At 74.1% G+C, this 17605-nt stretch carries 11 protein-coding genes and 2 pseudogenes; 5 read left to right on the top strand and 8 right to left on the bottom strand.

From position 1 onward, the window contains the following. Positions 1 to 42 precede the first annotated feature (42 nt). The 3 genes from ACQPXD_RS41175 to ACQPXD_RS41165 all read right to left on the bottom strand — a co-directional run bounded on the left by ACQPXD_RS41175 (position 43) and on the right by ACQPXD_RS41165 (position 2518). A complete protein-coding gene (locus tag ACQPXD_RS41175) occupies positions 43 to 1353 on the bottom strand; it encodes a glycosyltransferase (protein WP_432827942.1) in 1311 nt (436 codons plus the stop codon). Positions 1354 to 1356: 3 nt separating this feature from the next. Next, the gene (locus ACQPXD_RS41170; RefSeq protein WP_432827940.1) at positions 1357 to 1524 is read right to left on the bottom strand and encodes an LPXTG cell wall anchor domain-containing protein; all 168 of its coding nucleotides are present in this window, start codon (positions 1522 to 1524) and stop codon (positions 1357 to 1359) included. Positions 1525 to 1702: 178 nt separating this feature from the next. Next, positions 1703 to 2518 (bottom strand): serine/threonine-protein kinase, encoded by an 816-nt coding sequence (locus tag ACQPXD_RS41165; RefSeq protein WP_432827938.1) that lies wholly within the window; start codon positions 2516 to 2518, stop codon positions 1703 to 1705. Between the two features lie 172 nt (positions 2519 to 2690). Between ACQPXD_RS41165 and ACQPXD_RS41160 the strand changes: the two genes are divergently transcribed. The 3 genes from ACQPXD_RS41160 to ACQPXD_RS41150 all read left to right on the top strand — a co-directional run bounded on the left by ACQPXD_RS41160 (position 2691) and on the right by ACQPXD_RS41150 (position 6565). Further along, positions 2691 to 3689, top strand: coding sequence for a LacI family DNA-binding transcriptional regulator (locus ACQPXD_RS41160; RefSeq protein ID WP_432827936.1), 999 nt, complete (start codon positions 2691 to 2693; stop codon positions 3687 to 3689). Between the two features lies 1 nt (position 3690). Next, positions 3691 to 5070 (top strand): serine/threonine-protein kinase, encoded by a 1380-nt coding sequence (locus tag ACQPXD_RS41155; protein WP_432827934.1) that lies wholly within the window; start codon positions 3691 to 3693, stop codon positions 5068 to 5070. Positions 5071 to 5320: 250 nt separating this feature from the next. Further along, the gene (locus ACQPXD_RS41150) at positions 5321 to 6565 is read left to right on the top strand and encodes an IS4 family transposase (protein WP_432827932.1); all 1245 of its coding nucleotides are present in this window, start codon (positions 5321 to 5323) and stop codon (positions 6563 to 6565) included. Between the two features lie 827 nt (positions 6566 to 7392). Here the strand turns inward: ACQPXD_RS41150 and ACQPXD_RS41145 are convergent. The 3 genes and pseudogenes from ACQPXD_RS41145 to ACQPXD_RS41135 all read right to left on the bottom strand — a co-directional run. Next, the gene (locus ACQPXD_RS41145; RefSeq protein ID WP_432827930.1) at positions 7393 to 10035 is read right to left on the bottom strand and encodes a putative bifunctional diguanylate cyclase/phosphodiesterase; all 2643 of its coding nucleotides are present in this window, start codon (positions 10033 to 10035) and stop codon (positions 7393 to 7395) included. A 76-nt stretch (positions 10036 to 10111) separates the two neighbouring features. Next, complete coding sequence (locus ACQPXD_RS41140; RefSeq protein ID WP_432827928.1) at positions 10112 to 10390, bottom strand: hypothetical protein; 279 nt, start codon at positions 10388 to 10390, stop codon at positions 10112 to 10114. Between the two features lie 151 nt (positions 10391 to 10541). Next, positions 10542 to 11312, bottom strand: a pseudogene (locus ACQPXD_RS41135) (PP2C family protein-serine/threonine phosphatase); the annotation flags it as partial. Here ACQPXD_RS41135 and ACQPXD_RS41130 point away from each other — a divergent pair. Next, a pseudogene (locus tag ACQPXD_RS41130) lies at positions 11271 to 11696 on the top strand (ATP-binding protein); the annotation flags it as partial. The pseudogenes ACQPXD_RS41135 and ACQPXD_RS41130 sit on opposite strands and share 42 nt — an antisense overlap. A 171-nt stretch (positions 11697 to 11867) precedes the next feature. On the opposite strand, the gene ACQPXD_RS41125 reads toward ACQPXD_RS41130, so the two are convergent. Beyond that, a complete protein-coding gene (locus tag ACQPXD_RS41125; protein WP_432844372.1) occupies positions 11868 to 12257 on the bottom strand; it encodes a hypothetical protein in 390 nt (129 codons plus the stop codon). A gap of 81 nt (positions 12258 to 12338) precedes the next feature. Between ACQPXD_RS41125 and ACQPXD_RS41120 the strand changes: the two genes are divergently transcribed. Beyond that, on the top strand, positions 12339 to 14780 hold the full coding sequence (locus tag ACQPXD_RS41120; RefSeq protein WP_432844144.1) for a LuxR C-terminal-related transcriptional regulator: 2442 nt from the start codon (positions 12339 to 12341) through the stop codon (positions 14778 to 14780). A 91-nt stretch (positions 14781 to 14871) separates the two neighbouring features. Here ACQPXD_RS41120 and ACQPXD_RS41115 read toward each other — a convergent pair whose 3' ends face one another. After that, positions 14872 to 17571 carry an MGH1-like glycoside hydrolase domain-containing protein gene (locus ACQPXD_RS41115; protein ID WP_432827926.1) on the bottom strand — a complete coding sequence of 900 codons (2700 nt, stop codon included), beginning with the start codon at positions 17569 to 17571 and terminating at the stop codon, positions 14872 to 14874. Between the last annotated feature and the right edge of the window lie 34 nt (positions 17572 to 17605).

Below are 17605 nucleotides of genomic sequence, written 5' to 3'. Positions count from 1 at the left end.
GGTTGGTTCAGTACCGCGTCCGTGCGGAGGTTTTGTTCCGATTTATGCGGCGGCGGGCTCTTCGGCCAGCCGCTCCGTCTTGGCCCAGGCCTGACGGCGGCCGATCTGCCGGCCGATCGCCCGCCAGGTCGCGACCAGGCCGAGCATGAGGAAGAAGGAGTACGCCAGCGCCGCGGGCAGCAGCCGGGCCAGCTTCTCGTCGCGCAGCTGGATGCGGTGCACGGCCGCCCAGACCAGGCCCGGCACGCTCATGCCGATCGCCCAGAAGGCCACCACCTCGGCCATCTCGCCCCACGAGTGGATCAGGAACGGCTCGCCGTGGCCGGGCACGAGCCGCCAGCCCGCGTACACCCACAGCCCGAGGACCGCGGCCGTGCCGATGGCGTTCATCCACGGCGCGAGCAGGTAGTACAGCATCTCCAGCAGCGCGTGGTTGCGGATCCGCCGGGAGGCGATGAGCCGCGGCACGTAGGCGATGCACTGCAGGTTCCCCTGCGCCCAGCGGGTGCGCTGGCGCACCAGCCGCCGGACGTCGACCAGGCCCTGCTGCCTGACGCTGGCGATGGAGGTGTACCGGATGCGGTCCCCGCCCAGGTGCATGCGCAGGCCCAGCTCCAGGTCCTCGACCAGGCAGTGCGACCAGGGCGCGTTGCCCAGCCGCATCAGCGACGACAGCCGGGCGAACTGGCCGTTGCCGCCCAGCCCGACCGTCCCCGCCGCGTCGCGCAGCAGCTGGCTGGCGTTGGCGATGGCGGCGAACTCGAGGTCCTGCACCGCGCCGAGCACCCGGTCGCGGTTGTGGATGCGCACCCGGGTCTGCACCGCGCCCACCTCGGGGTCGCGCATCAGCCGCGACACCTCGGTCAGGATGTTGGCGCTGCCCCGCCCGTCGCCGTCGATGACGCCGACCGCGATGCGGGCCGGGTCCTCGCCATTGGCGAGGGACAGATCCCGGATCGTGCGGAACGCCGCGTTGAGCGCCTCGCCCTTGCCCTTGCGGGCGTCGGGGAAGTCGCGGCGCAGGACGGTGAGGCCCGGGTGGTCGATGGCGGCCAGCACGTGCGGGGTGCCGTCGTCCGATCCGTCATCGACCACCAGGACCCTGGTGCGCGTGCCTTCCGGCCCGGTCAGCGCCAGCGCGGCGGCGACCGTCCGGCCCACGACCCGCTCCTCGTTGAGGGCGGGCACGACGATCCAGAAGGTCAGCGGCTCTTTGCCGTTCGGCGCGATGGCGTCGCGCCGCCGGCGGCGCCCGGCCGTGGCCGCGTCACCGGCCGAGAACGCCACCAGGGCCAGGTTGTACGCCGGCCACAGCGTCATCAGCGTGAAGCCGACCAGAAGGATCGCCGCCATGGGTCAGGCGGCGCTGCGGTGGAACCGGGACGCCCGCACCATCAGCAGTCCGGTGACGACGAGCGCGACCCCGGCGATGGCGATGGCGATGACCGGGCTTCCGGTGACTGGCAGTGATCCGGCGGTGGCTCCGCCGGTCACGATCACGCCGGTGACCTTCGAACCTGACATGACAGCTTCCCCTCGGCTATCCGTTGGTGGTGCCTGGCGGCTCCCTGCCGGCAACCGTCCTGCACCTTGTGCCAGAAGCTTGTCGCGCCCCGGCGGCGATTACAACGGGTGATGGGGATGTGCGGCGCAAGTCCGACCAAGCGCCCGACAAAGCGCTTACGCAGGCCAAACGCGGCGATTACAGAGCGTGTCCGGACGGTGTGCCGTAGCTCTCAGTGAACTCCGGCCGCCGGTGCCAGTCGGTTGCGAACTCGGCCCACAGCGACAGCGCGACGGCGGCGCTGTCCGGCCGGTCGTCGGGCCGCTTGGCCATGCACTGGCGGCACAGCTCCGCTACTGAGCGTGGCAGGCCGGGGGAGAGCACCACCGGCGTCGGCGCGGCGTGCAGCAACCGGGCGCCGGGCGCGTGCGGCGTGCGGCCGGTGAGCATGTGATACAGCAGGACACCCAGCGCGTAGACGTCCCAGGCCGGCGCGTGCTCGACCCGCGACGCGGGGTGCGCGAACGGCACCGCCAGCCCGAAGTCGATGATCTTCACCCCGGCGTTGGTCAGCATGACGTTGTCCGCGGTCAGGTCGCGGTGCGCGATGCCGCGGCGGTGCGCGACGGCCAGCAGCTCCGCGATGGAGGCCGCGATCTCCACCGCCTGTGGCCAGGGCAGCCGGCCCTCGGCCAGGCGGGTGGCCAGCGGCACGCCGTTGAGCAGCTCCATCGCGACCGCGGGGACGATCACGCCGTCGGCCTCGACGTCGCCGTACCCAAAAACCTTGGGGACGGTCGGGTGCCGCATCCGCTCCATGAGGTGAGGCTCGCGCCGCGCCGCGTGACAGGCGCGGGTGTTGCTGGCGAACGCGGGCGCGAGGACCTTCACCGCGGCCGCGCGGATCTGCTCGAGGTCGAACGCCTCATAGACCAGCGACATCCCGCCCCGGGCGATCGGCCGGACCAGGAGGTAATGGTCGAGCACCCGGCGGCCCACCTCGATCCCCGACACAAACGACGACTATTCCCTATTCGGTCCGGCTTGCGGTAGCCCCAGCGACGCTCGACACACCTCGCTTTAGGGGGAATTGCAGGGACCTTAAGGGAGATCGAAACCCACAGTTGACATCGCGGTAACTCGTGGCTGACGCTGACCGCAGGAATCGCTCCCCACAGGAGACCTGATGCCTGACGAGTACACCCCCGAACCCGTCCCGCCCACCGTCACGGAGGTCGCCGCCGCCGCCGGGGTCTCCGCCGCCACCGTCTCCCGCGTCCTCACCGGCCGGGTCCGGGTCAGCACCTCCGCCAGGGTGCAGGTCCACGACGCCATCGCCCGGCTCGGGTACGTCCGCCACCGCGCCCCCCGCCGCACCGACCACGCCGCCGCCGGCCTGCCCGTGGCCGCCGTCGTGTTCGAGCCGACCGCCCGGCTCTTCCGCGACGGCTTCTGCGCCCGCCTGCTGGCCGGCGCCGAGGAGGAGCTCAGCCGCCGCGGCGTGCCGCTGGTGACCATGTCCGCCACGCAGGGTACCGTCGCCAGCACCACCAGCTTCCTGACCGCCGGCGGCGTCGGGGGCGTGCTGCTCGTCGGGCCGCCGCCGCAGCACCCGGTCGCGGTGTCGCTGGCCGCCTCCCTGGTGCCGGTGCGCGCCGCCGGCCGCCCGGCGCTGTCCATCCCCTACGCCGACGTCGACAACGCCGACGGCGCCCGCCAGGCGGTCGAGCACCTGATCCTGCGCGGCCGCCGCACCATCGCCACCATCGCCGGCCCGCCCGCCTCGCCCGCCGCCGCCGACCGGCTCGAGGGGTACCGCGCCGCCATGGCCGCCGCCGGCCGCCAGCCGCTGATCGCCTACGGCGACTTCACCACCAACTCCGGCCTGCACGCCGCGGCCTGGCTGCTCGACCGCACCCCGCGGCTCGACGGGCTTTTCGTGGCCAACGACGCGATGGCCGCCGGCGCCCTGCAGGCGCTGCGCAAGGCGGGCCGGCGGGTGCCGGAGGACGTGGCCGTGGTCGGCTTCGACGACGCGCCGCTGGCCGCGTTCACCAGCCCCGCCCTGACCACCGTCCGCCAGCCCGTCGAGGAGCTCGGCGCGGTGACCGCCGCCCTGCTGCTCGAGCCGCGGGCCGACAACCCGATCCTGCCGACCGAGCTCGTTGTGCGGGCCTCCACGTAGGATGCCGAGCGCACAGCTGCGGGAGGGCGACCTCCTCGCCCGCCGCTACCTCCTCAAGCGGCCCGTCGGCGCGGGCGGGATGTCCGTCGTGTGGCGGGCCTGGGACACCACGCTGGAGCGCACCGTCGCGGTCAAGGTCCTCGACGGCCCGATCGCGTCCGACGGCGGCCAGCGCGACCGCATCCGCCGCGAGGCCCGCGCCGCGGCCCGCATCGAGCACCCCCACGCCATCGGCGTCTACGACTACGGCGAGACGGTGACCCCGCGCGGCCGGGTCGCCGCCTACGTGGTCATGCAGCTGCTGGAGGGCGAGTCCCTGGCCGCCCGCCTGGCCGGCGGCCCGCTGCCGTGGCCGGAGGCGGTCACGGTCGCCGCGACGGTCGCCGACGTGCTGCACGCCGCCCACCGCCGCGGCGTCGTGCACCGCGACGTCACGCCCGAGAACGTCATGCTCACCACCGACGGGGTACGCCTGCTCGACTTCGGCATCGCCGCCGACATCGGCCAGCGCGAGGAGGCGATGACGTTCGGCACCCCGCCGTACGTCGCGCCCGAGCGCCTGGTCGGCGCCCCCGCCAGCGGCGCGACCGATGTCTACGCGCTCGGGGTGCTGCTGTTCGAGATGCTGACCGGCGCGCCGCCGCATCCCGCGACCACCTGGGAGGAGCTGGACCGCGCCCTGGAGACGGGCCGCCGTCCCGTCCTGCTCGTCCCGGGCCTGCCGGCCGCCCACGCGGCCGCGTGCCTGCGCTGCCTGTCCCGCGACCCGCTGCGCCGCCCGACGGCCGCGGAGATGGCCTCGATCCTGGGCGCGGGCACCGGCCCGGCCGCCCTGCTCAGCCGCCGCCGGGCCATGCTGGTCATCCCGTTGGTGGGCGCGGCCGCCGCCGTGCTGGCGCTCTTCCTGCTGCGCGACGACCCGGCCCGCGACGCCGCCGCCCCCTCCACGTCGGTCAGCATCGTGGTCTCCGTCGCGCCGCCGATCGTCCTCCCGCCGCCCGCCTCGGCCGGCGCGACGACCACTCCGGGCCACGTCGCGCCGACCCGCCCGAGCGCCGGCGCGCCCCACTCGTCGGCCGCTCCGTCGGCGTCGCCGAGCCCGCTGACCCCGCTGGCCGCCGGCCGGGCGGTGCTGGACATCGTGGACCGCCGCTCACAGGCCGGCGAGATCCGCGACGACGTGGTGATGGACATCCGGAACCAGGTGAACAACCTGGTCGCCGACTCGACGGACGCGGCACCTCGGATCGAGTCGCTGCGGCGCAACCTGAGCGCGCGCCGCGCCCAGGGCTCCATCAGCGACGCCGCCTACACCGAACTCGACGCCGCTGTCGTCAACTTCGGCAAGACCTTCACCACCTCACTGTCCCCGCGCCTGTAGCCGGATAAATCCAGATGCTCCGCATCCGGATTTATCCGACATTTCGTATTTGTCCATGACGCCCTCTAGGTCCCGTTTTGACCGGCGGAAACCCTCCACGATCATGCACGCTGCTGTCCCCGAACCGCGGGTTGGCCATGATCGCGGAGACATAAGGTACCAATAGGTCAATGCCACTTAGCTTAAGTTGATCTTTGGGTGGTGGTGTGTTGGTGGTTGGGTTGTGGCGTGGGCGGGTTAGTTTCCGCGGATGGTGCAGCGGTTGGTGCGGGGGTTGTTGACGGACTGGATTTCGTTGGGCGTGCTGGCGTCGTCGGTGCCGCGGGATGTGGTGGATGAGGTGGTGGCGGTGACGGGTCGTGCGGCGCGGCGTTCGGGTGGGAAGTTGCCGCCGCATGTGGTGGTGTATTTCGTGATGGCGTTGGCGTTGTTTGCTGATGAGGACTATGAGGAGGTCGCGGCCCGGTTGGCGGGGACGTTGCTGGGGTGGGGGTGTTGGGATGGTGCGTGGTCGGTGCCGACGTCGGGTGGGTTGACGCAGGCGCGGCAGCGGTTGGGGTCGGCGCCGGTGGTGGAGTTGTTCGATCGGGTGGCGGTGCCGGTGGCGTCGGAGTTGACGCGGGGTGCGTGGCTCGGGCCGTGGCGGTTGATGGCGATTGACGGGTTCGAGTGGGACGCGCCGGACAGCGAGGAGAACGCTGCCCGGTTCGGGTTCGGGTCGGGTGGGGCGGCGTTGTCGAAGGTGCGGGTGGTGACGGTGTCGGAGTGCGGGTCGCATGCGGTGGTCGCTGCGGCGGTGGGGCGGGCGGGTCAGGGTGAGCTGACCGTGGCCCGGGGGTTGCTGACCGGGTTGGGCGGTGGCTGGCTGTTGCTGGCTGACCGGAACTTCTACAGCCTGGCCAATTGGAACGCCGCCCGGCGGGGTGGGACGCAGTTGCTGTGGCGGGTCAAGTCCGGTCTGCTGCTGCCGGTGCTGCGGGAGTTGCCGGACGGGTCGTACCGGTCGGTGCTGATCAACCCGAAGATCCAGAGCCGGTTCCGCCGTCGGGATCTGCAGGCCGCGGCCGCGGCGGGGGCCGGCCTGGACCCGGATGAGGCGGTGGTGGTGCGGGTGGTGGAGTACACCGTCCCTGACCGCGGCTCCAGCGACCGCGAGCCCGGCGCGGAGGTGATCCGGCTGATCACCACGATCGTCGACCCGGCCGCCGCCGCCGCGACGCAACTGGCCGCGGCCTACCACGACCGGTGGGAGCACGAGACCGGTAACGACCAGCTCAAGACCCATCTGCGCGGACCGGGCCGGGTGCTGCGCTCGAAAAGCCCGGACCTGGTCGTCCAGGAGATCTACGGCTACCTGCTGACCCATTACGCGATCAGCGCCCTGATCTGCCACGCCGCGACCGAGGCAGGTATCGACCCCGACCGGGTCAAGTTCCTGCGCACGGTACGGATCGTGCGCCGCCGGATCGACGACCCGGCGGCATTTTCCCCCTGAGCACCAGCCACAACTGCTCGCCAGGGTCCACGCCGACATCACCGACCGCCGGCACCTCAACCCACCACGCCGCCACCGCAGCTACCCCCGCGTGGTCAAACGCGGCCGGCACAACAGCTACCGGGTCAAACGGGCCACCGACATCGGCGTACGCCACGCCGGGCCAGCCACCATCACCCTCACCACAAGATCAACTTAAGCTAAGTGGCATTGACCAATAGGTACACGTTCTCTCCGTGATCACGAAAAACCCCTGGTGCACCAGGCTCCTTTTGCATGATCGCGGAGACTTACGGTCGCCCTCCAGGCGCCCGGGCCATGCGCGGCGCGCGGGGGCGTGGGTCGCGCCCGGGCCATGCGCGGCGCGCGGGGGCGTGGGTCGCGCCCGGGCCATGCGCGGCGCGCGGGGGCGTGGGTCGCGCCCGGGCCATGCGCGGCGCGCGGGGGCGTGGGTCGCGCCCGGGCCATGCGCGGCGCGCGGGGGCGTGGGTCGCGCGGGGTGTGCGGCGTCGCTGGCTCTGGGCCGTCCAACACCCCCCATACGCCCTGCCACACCGCCGCCCAACTGCCCGCACCGCGGCGGCTGCGCCGCCCGGCCGGAACCGCCGTCCCGCGCCCGGGCCGCCGCGCTGCCCCAGCCGGCCCGCAGCTCGGCCGCACCGGCGCCCGGCGCTGCCCGCCCGGCCCGCGCTGGCCGTCCCGCCGTCCGCCGCCCCGCAGCTCCGTCTGCCCGCAGCCCGCTCGGCCTCGGCCCCCGCGCGGCCGGGCGGCCCGCGGTCCGGGCGCTGACCGGGCGTCCGGGTTCAGGCGGCCCGGGGGTGGGCGCTTCAGAGGAGGGGGGTGCGGTGGCGCTCCAGGTAGGCCTCGACGTGTTCGGCGTGGTCGGGTGGGCTGATCAGGAAGCCCTGGCCCAGCGGGCAGCCGGCGGCGCGGACCACGTCGACGTGGGACTCCGTCTCCAGGCCGCACGCGATCACGTCGATGCCCAGGCGGCGGGCCAGGCCGACCACAACGTCGACGATCGGGGTGGCCGGGCCGCGGCGGCCGGCGGGCTCGCTGAACAGAGACTGGTCGATCTTCAGTACGTCGATCGGGAGGCGGCGCAGGTGGGCCAGGGCGGTCGGGCCGGTGCCGAAGTGGTCCAGCGCCGTGCGTACGCCGAGGGCGCGCAGGCCGGCGAGCTGCTCCACGGCGTACGCGTCGTCGGGCAAGGCGGCCTCGGTCACCTCGACGACGAGCGCCTCGGCCGGGACGCAGTGCGTGTCGACGGCGGTGGCGACCGCGGCCAGCCAGCCGTCGCCGGCGAGCTGGCGGGCCGAGACGTTGACCGAGACGTACAGGTCGCGGCCGTCGCGGCGCCAGCGGGAGAGTTGGCGGCAGGCGCTGTGCAGGACCCACTCGCCGATCTCGTCGGCGATGCCGCCGCCCAGTTCCTCGGCGATCGGTAGGAACTCCGCGGGCGGGATCGGGCCGAGCCGGGGGTGCCGCCAGCGCAGCAGGACCTCGGCGCCGACCGGGGCGCGGGTGACGAGGTCGGCGATCGGCTGGAAGACCACGTCGAGCTCGCCGCGGCCGATGACGCCGGGGAGCTGCTGCTCGATCTCGGTGCGGCGGACCAGCGCGGCCTCGAACGACTTGTCGTAGCACTCCACCCGGCCGCCGTCGCGGCCCCGGGCGAGCTGGCGGGCGCGGCGGCGGGCCACGTCGGCGTGGCGCAGCGCCTCCTCGGCCGAGCCCGCGCCGAGCAGGTCCGCGACGCCGACGTCGGCGGCGAGGTGGACGGTGTGGCCGGGCAGGTGGAACGGCTCGGCCAGGGCCGTGGCCAGGCGGGTGGCCAGGGCGAAGGCGTGCACGAGCGGCGCTTCGGTGAGTACCGCGAAGGCAGCGGTCGTCACCCGGGCCGGCAGGTCGTCGCGGCCGGTCGCGGCGCGCAGGCGGCGGCCCGCCTCGATCAGCACCGCCCCGGCGACCGCGGCCCCGTAGAGGTCGCCGACGCTGGAGAAACGGTCCAGCTCCAGCATGAGCAGCGACCCGGCGCGCCCGTCGCGGCAGGCCTGCTCGGCGGCGGCGACGAACTTGCGCCGGTTGGCCAGGCCGGTCTGGTCGTCGGTCCAGGTGATCTCGTCCAGCGTGCGCTGCAGCTGGGCGCGGTCGCCGACGTCGCGCACGTGTACCACCAGGCCGCCGACCTCGGGCGCGGAGCGCTGGTCGCTGACCGTCGACTCGGTGTCGCGCCACCGGCCGAAGCCGTCCCGCAGCCGGGCCTGGACCAGCACGCTCTGGCGGCCGTCGAGCACCGCGCGCAGCGCCGCCGCGGCCGGGCCGGCGTCGGCGGGGTGCAGCAGGTCGGTGAGCGGGCGGCCCAGCGCGTCCTGGTCGGACAGGCCGAACTGGCGGGCCGCGGCCGGGGACTGCCAGCGCACGACCAGGTCGGCGTCGAGCACCACGGCCACGTCGGTGGAGCCGGCCACCAGCGTGCGGAAGCGCGCCTCGCGGCCGGCGAGCATCCGGGCGTACCGCCGGATGTCCCGCGCGGCGAGCAGCTCCCGCACCGCCAGGGCGGCGAACGCGGTGAAGCCCAGCGCGACCGACGTGCCGTCGAAGCGGCCCCCGGTGAGCAGGTGGAACGCCGACACCCCGACGGCGAGCAGCGCCGGGCCGACCAGCAGCGGGTAGCCGGCGAACGTGCCGCCCTCGTCGGCGGCGTGCGGCACGGTCGGCTGGTCCTCGGCGCGCCGGGCGCCGGCCGTGATCAGGAACGGCCCGGCGATCATCGCCAGCCCGGCGGCGACCAGCCCGGCGTTGACGCCGGCCGGCGCCGCGGCCCAGGTGCCGCGGTGGTCGAGGAGCAACAAGGAGTACCCGTCGACGCCGACAATGGCCAGGGCCGCGCCGCCGCTGCAGCTCAGCGCCGCCGGGCGGTGCCGGACCGCGCGCAGCCCGGTGACGACCGCGACCGCGACGGCGACGCATCCGGTCACCGCGACGGCCAGGCGCAGCGGCGCGGTGCCGGGAGTCGTGCGGCCCAGCGCCAGCACCCAGGCGCAGTAGAACAGGCTGACCCCGATGCCGGCGCCGTCGAGCAGCCGGCGCAGCCGCGCGCCGAGGGTGGGCGCGGTGCCGGGCAGCAGGAGCAGGCCCAGGAGGTACACCGGCGCGGCCAGCAGCGTCGTCGCGGCCGCGATCGGGCCCGGGTCCGGCGCGGGCAGGCCGGTGAGGGCCACCCCGGCGCCGACGATCAGCGTGCCGACGCCGAGGAACCCGGCGCCGCGGCACGGCCCGAAGCTGCGCCGGCCGCGGTGGATGTGCAGGGCCAGCCGGATCAGCGCGCCGGCGTGCACCAGGGCGGCGACGCCGGCCGCGGCGGCGACCGCGAACCGGCCCAGGACCGGCCCGGTGACCGTGGCGGCGCCGAGGGCCGCCGCCGTCGTGAGCAGGACGAGCGCGAAGGTGCGTGGGTTGGTGACCACTGGCGTTGTCGCTTTCGCGAGGGGGACGCGCCTAGGGGATGTGCTCATCGTGCCCAACGAGCCGGAACGTCCGCGGTTACCGGCCGATGCCGACAATTCGGCCGATCGCGTCGAGGCGCTCCTGCCGTTCTTCCGCGGCGACGGTACCGCGCGTGAGCTCGTCGAGCAGCAACCCGTCGATCAACCCGATGAGCAGCCGGCCCCGCGCCCGGGACCCGGTGAGCCGCTCGGCCCGCTCGACGAACCCGTCCGCCAGCCGCGCCGCCGCCGGGCCGAGCTCGCGCCGGGCCTGCGGGTCGAGCATGAGCATGAACCACGCCCGGGTGCGCGGCGAGACCGCCCAGCGCGCCAGCACCTCGGCCAGCTCGGCGCCCTCGGACTCGCGCAGGTCCAGCCGGCCACCGCCTGGGAGGCGCCGGCGTCGGGGTAGCTCAGGCGGGCAGCCGCGCGCCGGTGATCTCGTCGCGGCCCAGCCACGACCGCAGCCGGTTGCGCAGCCCCTTGCGCTCGGGCGCGTCGTCGCCGACGACGTCCGCGACCACGGCCGTGATGTTGTCCGGGCCGCCGGCCCGCAGCGCGAGGTCGACGAGGCGCTCCACGCACTCGTCGACGTCGGTGTACTCGCGCAGCGCCTCCTCGATCGTCTCCGCGCGCAGCACGCCCGACAGCCCGTCGCTGCACAGCAGATAGCGGTCGCCGGCCCGGGCGGCGGTCACGGAGTACACCGGATCGGTCGGCTGGCCCTGCAACACCCGGCTGACCAGCGAGCGCTGCGGGTGGGTGGTCGCCTCCTCGAGCGTGATGCGCCCCTCGTCCACGAGCAGCTGGACATACGTGTCGTCCCGGGTGATCTGGCCGAACTCTTCGCCGCGCAGCAGATACGCCCGGGAGTCTCCGATGTGGACCAGTCCGATCCGGTCGCCGGAGAACAGGATCGCGGTGAGCGTCGTGCCCATGCCCAGCTTCGCCGGGTCGGCCTCGACCTCGTCGCGGATCCGCCGGTTGGCGTCCGAGACCGCCGTGCGCAGGGCGGTGAGTATGTCGTTGCCCGCGGACTCCTCGTCCAGCGGCCCCATCGCCTCGATGGCCAGCCGGCTGGCCACGTCACCGGCGGCCATGCCACCCATCCCGTCGGCGACCGCGAGCAGCCGATCCCCGGCGAACACCGAGTCCTGGTTCGCGCTGCGCACCAGCCCGACGTCGGTCCGCGCCGCCCAGTGCAACGCGAGCGGTTGATGTCCCCCGTCGACCACGCCCTCTGCGACACCCTCTGCCATGCCAGACAGCGTGCCGCATCGAGTCGTCGGGCGTCACTACGCACTTGTGCGTATCGTGGCCGCATGCCAACCGCCCCGTTTATCGGCCGAGCTCACCAGCTCGCCGAGATCACGGAGGCGTGGCAGGCCCGCCGGCCTGGCATTATATTGATCACCGGCGAGGCGGGCAGCGGCAAGAGCCGACTGGTGGCGCAGGCGCTCGCCCGGCTGGATCTGACCGCGACGACGGTGCTGCGCGGTGCCGCCCGATCGCACGGCGCCGCCCCGCACGACTGGCTCGCCTCGGTGCTCAGCGGCCGCCGCGATGCCCTGCCGGTGGAGGAGTCGCTGCTCAACCGCCTGGCCCAGCGCTCGCCCGACGGCCTGCCGGGCGCGGCCCAACCGCGCCTGGCCCCGGCCGCGACCCTGCGCGCCGCGGTCGAGGTGGTCCGCGCCCTGCTCCACCAGCCGCCGGCCGCCACCAGCCCCGTTGAGGACGCCATCGGTGGGGAAGACCCGGATAAGTCCAGACACTCCGTGTCCGGACTTATCCGACATTTCACCAAATTAGGCTCGTCAGGCGATATTTCCGTTTCGGCCCAGGTCGCGGTGGCCCGCGGCCGGGATGGGCAAGCGCCGGCGGAAGGCCGAGACGAGGAGCCGCAGGCTGCGGCCAGCAGCGCTGGAACGCCGCGGGTCGCGGTCGAGGAACGCGGGCGGGCGTGGGAGGCCGGGATCGGGGGCCGCGACGGCGATCAGGCCGTGGCCGGTGGCGCTGGTGGCGATCAGGCTGTGGCCGGTGGCGCTGGTGGCGATCAGGCCGTGGCCGGCGGCGCTGGTGGCGAGCAGGCTGTGGCCGGGGAACGCGGTGGGGGGTGGAAGGCCGGGGTCGGGGGTGGCGGCGATTCGCGAGCCGTGGTCGGGGAGCGGGAGGTCGTGGACGGTGGCCGCGGTGGGCAGTCGCACGCCGGGGTCGGAGGCGGCGGTGGGGAGCCGGAGGTCGCGGTTGGCCGCGGTGGAGAGCCCGGCGCGCTAGGGATTGTCGTGGTGGAGGACCTGCATGACCTCGACCCGGCGAGTCTGGCGCTGGTCGCGGAGCTGGCCGCGGCGGCCGCGGCCGAGACGCTGCCGGCGCTGCTGTTCGTCACCAGCCGGCCGCCCCAGGAGGCGGCGTTTCCGCCGGCGGCCGCGCGGACGCTGCGCCGGCTCGGGGGCGGGCCGTCGGTGTTGCGTACGCACCTGGCGCCGTTCACCGCGCGGGAGACCGCCGAGCTCATCGAGGCCGCCTACGGCAGCGCCCCCGCGCCCGAGGCCGTCCGGGGGGCGTTGCGCCGCACCGGCGGCAACCCGTTCTGGCTGACCGAGCTGCTGGCCGCGTTCGACACCGCGGACGACCTGGCCGCCGCCCCGCTCCCGGCGCACGTCGCCGGGCTGCTGGTGGAGCCGCTGTCGGGGGAGCCCGCGCTGGTCGGGCGGGTGGCCCGGGCGGCGGCGCTGCTGGGCGAGCCGATCGAGAGCGACGTGCTGTTCCACGTCTGCGGCGGGGACGTCGAGCCGGCGCTGCGGCGGCTGCTCGACCTCGGCATGCTGCTCATCGCGCCCGACCTGGCGCCGGCCGGGTCGCTGCGCTTTCGCCACCGGCTGCTGCGCGAGGCCCTGGCGGCGAGCGCGATGCCGCGGGAGCGGACCCGCGTGCACACCCTGGCCCGCGGCCTCGCCGTCGAACTCGGCGACGACGCGGCCCTCGCCCGCCACGCGGCGGCGCTGGGCCGCACCGCCGAGGCCCGCGCCGCGGCCGCCCGCGGCGCCGCCGCCAACCTCGCCGCCGGCCTGCCCGAGGACGCGCTCGACCTGGTCACCCTGGCCCTGCGCCTGCCGGCGGCGCAGGCCGGCGCGGCGCTGCCGACGGGCGGCGCCATAAACCAGCGGCCAGACGCGCCAACTGCAGCCGACGTGCGCCTGCGGCCGCTGAGGCCGGACGTGGCGGAGACGACCGCGAGCGCTGCGGAGGGCGGGGCCGGGCAGCGGCGGGCGTTGGCCGCCGTGGGGGCCGCGGCGGCGTTCGTCAGCGCACGGTTCGCGGTGGCGGCCGATCACGCCGCTGACTGGCTCGACGAGGTCGGGGCGGCGATGGGGGCCGATCCGGCGGTACCGCTGCTGGATGAGCTGGCCGACGGGCATCGGATGCTCGCCGCCGTGCGCTGGTGCGTCGGCGATCCGGACGGCCACCGCCGCTCGCTCGACCGCGCCGCCGCCATCGGGGGCTCGCCCGCCTCACAGGCCCGGCAGCGCGCGGCGGAGGCGGAGAGCGCGCTGCGGCTCGAGGACGCCGCGGCCGCCTTGCCCCTGGCGCAGGCGGCACTGGCCGCGGCCGAGCAGGCCGACGTGCCGGTCGGGCCCGTGTCGGTGACGCTGGGCACGGCGCTGGCGCTGACCGGGGCGCACGAGCGGGGCGTGGCACTGCTGCGCGCGGCCCGGCAGCTCGCCACGCGGGAGCGGGATCCGGTCACGATCGGGCGGGCCGTGCACAACCTGGTCGCGGTGAGTCTCCCGCGGCTGGGGGAGGTGCTCGGCTGGCGGCTGTTCGACGAGGCGATGGCCACCATCGCCCGCTACGGCCTGGAGTTCTGCGCCGGGCGTACCACCACCCTCGGCGTCAAGCATGCCCTGCGCACCGGCGACCTGACCCGCGCCGAGAGCCTCGTCTGGTCGCGGCTGCCGATCGAGGGCGATCCCGTGGAGCGGGTCCGGTTCATCGCGCGGGCCGGGCTGCTGGCGCTGGAGCGCGGCGACGACCCCCTGGCCGTGCGCATGCTGGCCCGCGCGGATGGTGAGGGGCGCGAGTCCGGACTGGTGCGCGTCCTGCGGGTCGCGGTCGCGGCGCGCGGGGTGCATCCGGCCGACCCGGCCGAGGTGCTGCGCGACTGCGTCGGGCGGTGCGGGCCGGCGCGGCTGGCCGAGGCGGCCCGCTGGGCGCTGCACGGCGGCGTGCCGGCCGCGACCGTCGAGGAGCACGTCGCCGACCCGCCGGACCGGCTGCGGCTGCTGCTCGCCGTGGCCGCGGGCCGGGACGCGGCGGCGGTGGGCCTGCTGGCCGAGGCGCTCGGCGACGCGCCGGAGCGGGCCGAGCAGGCCGCCGTGCACACCGCGGTCGCGCACGCGCTGGTCCGGCTGGGCCGGGCGGGGGAGGCGCGCCGGCACGCGGAGCGGGCGGTGGCGCTGCTCGCGCACTGGCCCGGCTGGCGGCTGGCCGAGGCCGAGACGCTGCTGCACAGCCTGCGGGCCGGCGGCGACCTCACCGCCCGGGAGCTGGAGGTGCTCGGCTGCCTCGCGGCGGGGATGACCAACCAGCAGGTGGCCAGCTCGCTGGGCATCTCCATCCGGACCGTCACCGTGCACGTGTCCAACCTCCTGCGCAAGACCGGCGCCGCGTCACGCACCGAGGCCGCTCTATGGGCGGTCCGCCACCGCCTGGCCCCGGAGCACTAAGCCGACGCCAAAAACCAAAGTCCGCCACCACTTGGCGCCGGAGCGCTCAAGCCGCCGCCAAAAACCAAAGTGGCGCAGGAGCGCTAAGAGATCAGCCGCGCAGGGTCAGGATCAGGTCGAGGACGAGCGCCGTCCAGCCGGTCTGGTGCGCCGCGCCCAGGCCCGCGCCGGTGTCGCCGTGGAAGTACTCGTAGAACAGCAACAGGTCGTGCCAGGCCGGGTCGTGCTGGAACAGGTCGGCCTCGCCGAAGACCGGGCGGTGGCCGTGCTCGTCGTCGAGGAACAGCTTGACGAGCCGGTGCGAGAGGTCGTCGGCGACCGCGGCCAGCGTCGCCATCCGGCCGCTCTTGGCCGGGTACTCGACCTGCAGGTCGTCGCCGAAGAACTCGGCGAAGCGGCGGACCGCCTCGATCAGGATGTAGTTGACCGGCATCCAGATCGGGCCGCGCCAGTTGGAGTTGCCGCCGAACAGGCCGCTGGTCGACTCGCCCGGCTCGTAGCCGACCGTGTAGGCGTGGTCGCCGAGCTGGACGGTGAACGGCTCGTCCTTGTGCGCCCGGGAGAGGGTCCGCAGGCCGTAGGGGGAGAGGAACTCGTCCTCGTCGAGCATCCGCTGCAGGATGCGGATGAGCTGGTCCGGGCCGACCATCGACAGCAGCCGCAGCTGCTGGCCGCCGCGGCTCTTCTTGGCCCCGACCACGTCGCCGTACTCGGGCTTGTTGGTGAGGAACCAGCGCAGCCGGGCGGCCACGTCGGGCAGCCGGCGCAGGGTCGAGGAGCTGATGATCGTGGTGGCGGTCAGCGGGAGCAGCCCCACCACGGAGCGCACCTTGAGCGGGATCTGGTGGCCGTCGGCGGTGCGCAGTACGTCATAGAAGAACGCCTCCTCCTCGTCCCACAGCCCGAACTCGTAGGCGGCGTCGGCGATGTAGGCGAAGTGCTCCAGGAACTTCGCCGCGATGTCCTCGTACACCCGGTCGTGCACGGCCAGGGTGAGCGACATGTCGAGCAGGTTGAGCGCGTACATCGCCATCCAGGCGGTCCCGTCGCTCTGCTCCAGCCGCCCGCCGACCGGCAGCGCCGCCGAGCGGTCGAACGGCCCGACGTTGTCCAGGCCGAGGAAGCCGCCCTCGAAGACGTTGTTGCCCTCGGCGTCCTTGCGGTTGACCCACCAGGTGAAGTTCAGCAGCAGCTTGTGCAGCACCCGGGCGAGGAAGTCGAAGTCGCGCGAGCCGTCCAGCACGAACACCCGCAGCGCGGCCCAGGCGTGCACCGGCGGGTTGACGTCGCCGAACGCCCACTCGTAGGCCGGGATCTGCCCGTTGGGGTGCATGTACCACTCGCGCAGCAGCAACAGCAGCTGCTCCTTGGCGAAGCCGGGGTCGACCCGGGCGATGGCCACGCAGTGGAACGCCAGGTCCCAGGCGGCATACCACGGGTACTCCCACGGGTCGGGCATGGACAGCACGTCGCAGCTGTTCATGTGCCACCAGTGGCTGTTGCGCCCGAAGCGGCGGCTGTCCGGCGGCGGCTCGGAGACCGGGTCGCCGGTCAGCCAGCGGGCCACGTCGAAGTGGAAGAACTGCTTGCCCCACATGAGCCCGGCCACCGCCTGCCGGACGATCATCTTCTCCTCGGCCGTCGCCGCGGCCGGCACGAGCGACGCGAAGTAGACGTCGGCCTCGGCCTTGCGCCGCGCCATCGTGGAGGCGAAGTCGGCCTTCAGGTCGGCCGGGGCGAGGTCCTTGGCGCCGGGCGCGTTGAGGTTGAGCCGCAGTCTGATTTCGTGGGTACCGCCGGCCGGCACCGACAGCAGGTAGTGCAGGGCGCCCTTGGTGCCGACGCCGTCGGGGTTGACACTGTCGGCGCCGTGGATGATGTGGTCGCCGATGCCGTCCTTGGGGTACTCCCGGCCGGGCTTGCCCCAGATCCGCGGCCCGTTGGTCTCGTTGTTGCAGAACAGCGCGCGCGGCGTCCCGTCGCCGGTCAGCGCCAGGCGGCCGAGCAGGCGGTGCTCGGCCAGCAGGCCGTTGTCCTTGGCCCGGATCTCCGGCATGTAGTCGCGGCCGGGCAGCCCCCAGGCCCAGGTGTTGCGGAACCACAGGGTCGGCAGCACGTGCAGGGTCGCCGGGTCGGGCCCCATGTTCTGGATGCGGATCAGGACGCACAGGTCGGTCGGGCCGGCCTTGGCGTAGTCGACCTCGACCGCCCAGTAGCGGTCCTCGTCGAAGACGCCGGTGTCGACCAGCTCGTACTCCGGCTCGTCCCGGCCCCGCCGGGTGTTTTCGGCGACCAGGTCGTCGTAGGGGAACGCGCCCTGCGGGTAGTGGTAGCGCCATCGCATCCACGAGTGTGTCGGCGTGGAGTCCAGGTACCACCAGTACTCCTTGACGTCCTCGCCGTGGTTGCCGAGGTCGCCGCCGAGGCCGAACATGCGCTCCTTGAGGATCGGGTCCTTGCCGTTCCACAGGGCGAGGGCGAAGCAGAACGTCTGCCGGTCGTCGCAGATGCCGGCCATGCCGTCTTCGTTCCACCGGTAGCAGCGGGACCGGGCCTGGTCGTGCGGGAAGTAGTCCCAGGCGTTGCCGTGCGGGCTGTAGTCCTCCCGGACGGTGCCCCAGGCTCGCTCGGACAGGTAGGGCCCCCAGCCCCGCCATGGGCGCTCCCCGCTGTCGGCTTCGGCGAGCCGCCGGCGCTCGGCGTTCCCATCGTCCTCGATCACGCGGCTATTCTCCGTTGCACATGTTTCGGTCAAGTTGAGCCTCGACCGTTCGAACCACTTACGTGGCATTTGTTCCTACACCACGAACCGGTGTGATCAATAA

It is taken from the genome of Dactylosporangium sp. CA-092794 (assembly GCF_050948465.1).
In the GTDB taxonomy this organism is placed as follows: Bacteria; Actinomycetota; Actinomycetes; order Mycobacteriales; family Micromonosporaceae; genus Dactylosporangium.
This window is presented reverse-complemented; position numbering and strand designations above follow the sequence as displayed.

Coding starts and splice junctions, on each gene's coding strand:
- ACQPXD_RS41175 (WP_432827942.1), bottom strand. CDS start 1,353: ATGGCGGCGATCCTTCTGGTCGGCTTCACGCTGATGACGCTGTGGCCG.
- ACQPXD_RS41170 (WP_432827940.1), bottom strand. CDS start 1,524: ATGTCAGGTTCGAAGGTCACCGGCGTGATCGTGACCGGCGGAGCCACC.
- ACQPXD_RS41160 (WP_432827936.1), top strand. CDS start 2,691: ATGCCTGACGAGTACACCCCCGAACCCGTCCCGCCCACCGTCACGGAG.
- ACQPXD_RS41155 (WP_432827934.1), top strand. CDS start 3,691: ATGCCGAGCGCACAGCTGCGGGAGGGCGACCTCCTCGCCCGCCGCTAC.
- ACQPXD_RS41150 (WP_432827932.1), top strand. CDS start 5,321: ATGGTGCAGCGGTTGGTGCGGGGGTTGTTGACGGACTGGATTTCGTTG.
- ACQPXD_RS41115 (WP_432827926.1), bottom strand. CDS start 17,571: ATGCCACGTAAGTGGTTCGAACGGTCGAGGCTCAACTTGACCGAAACA.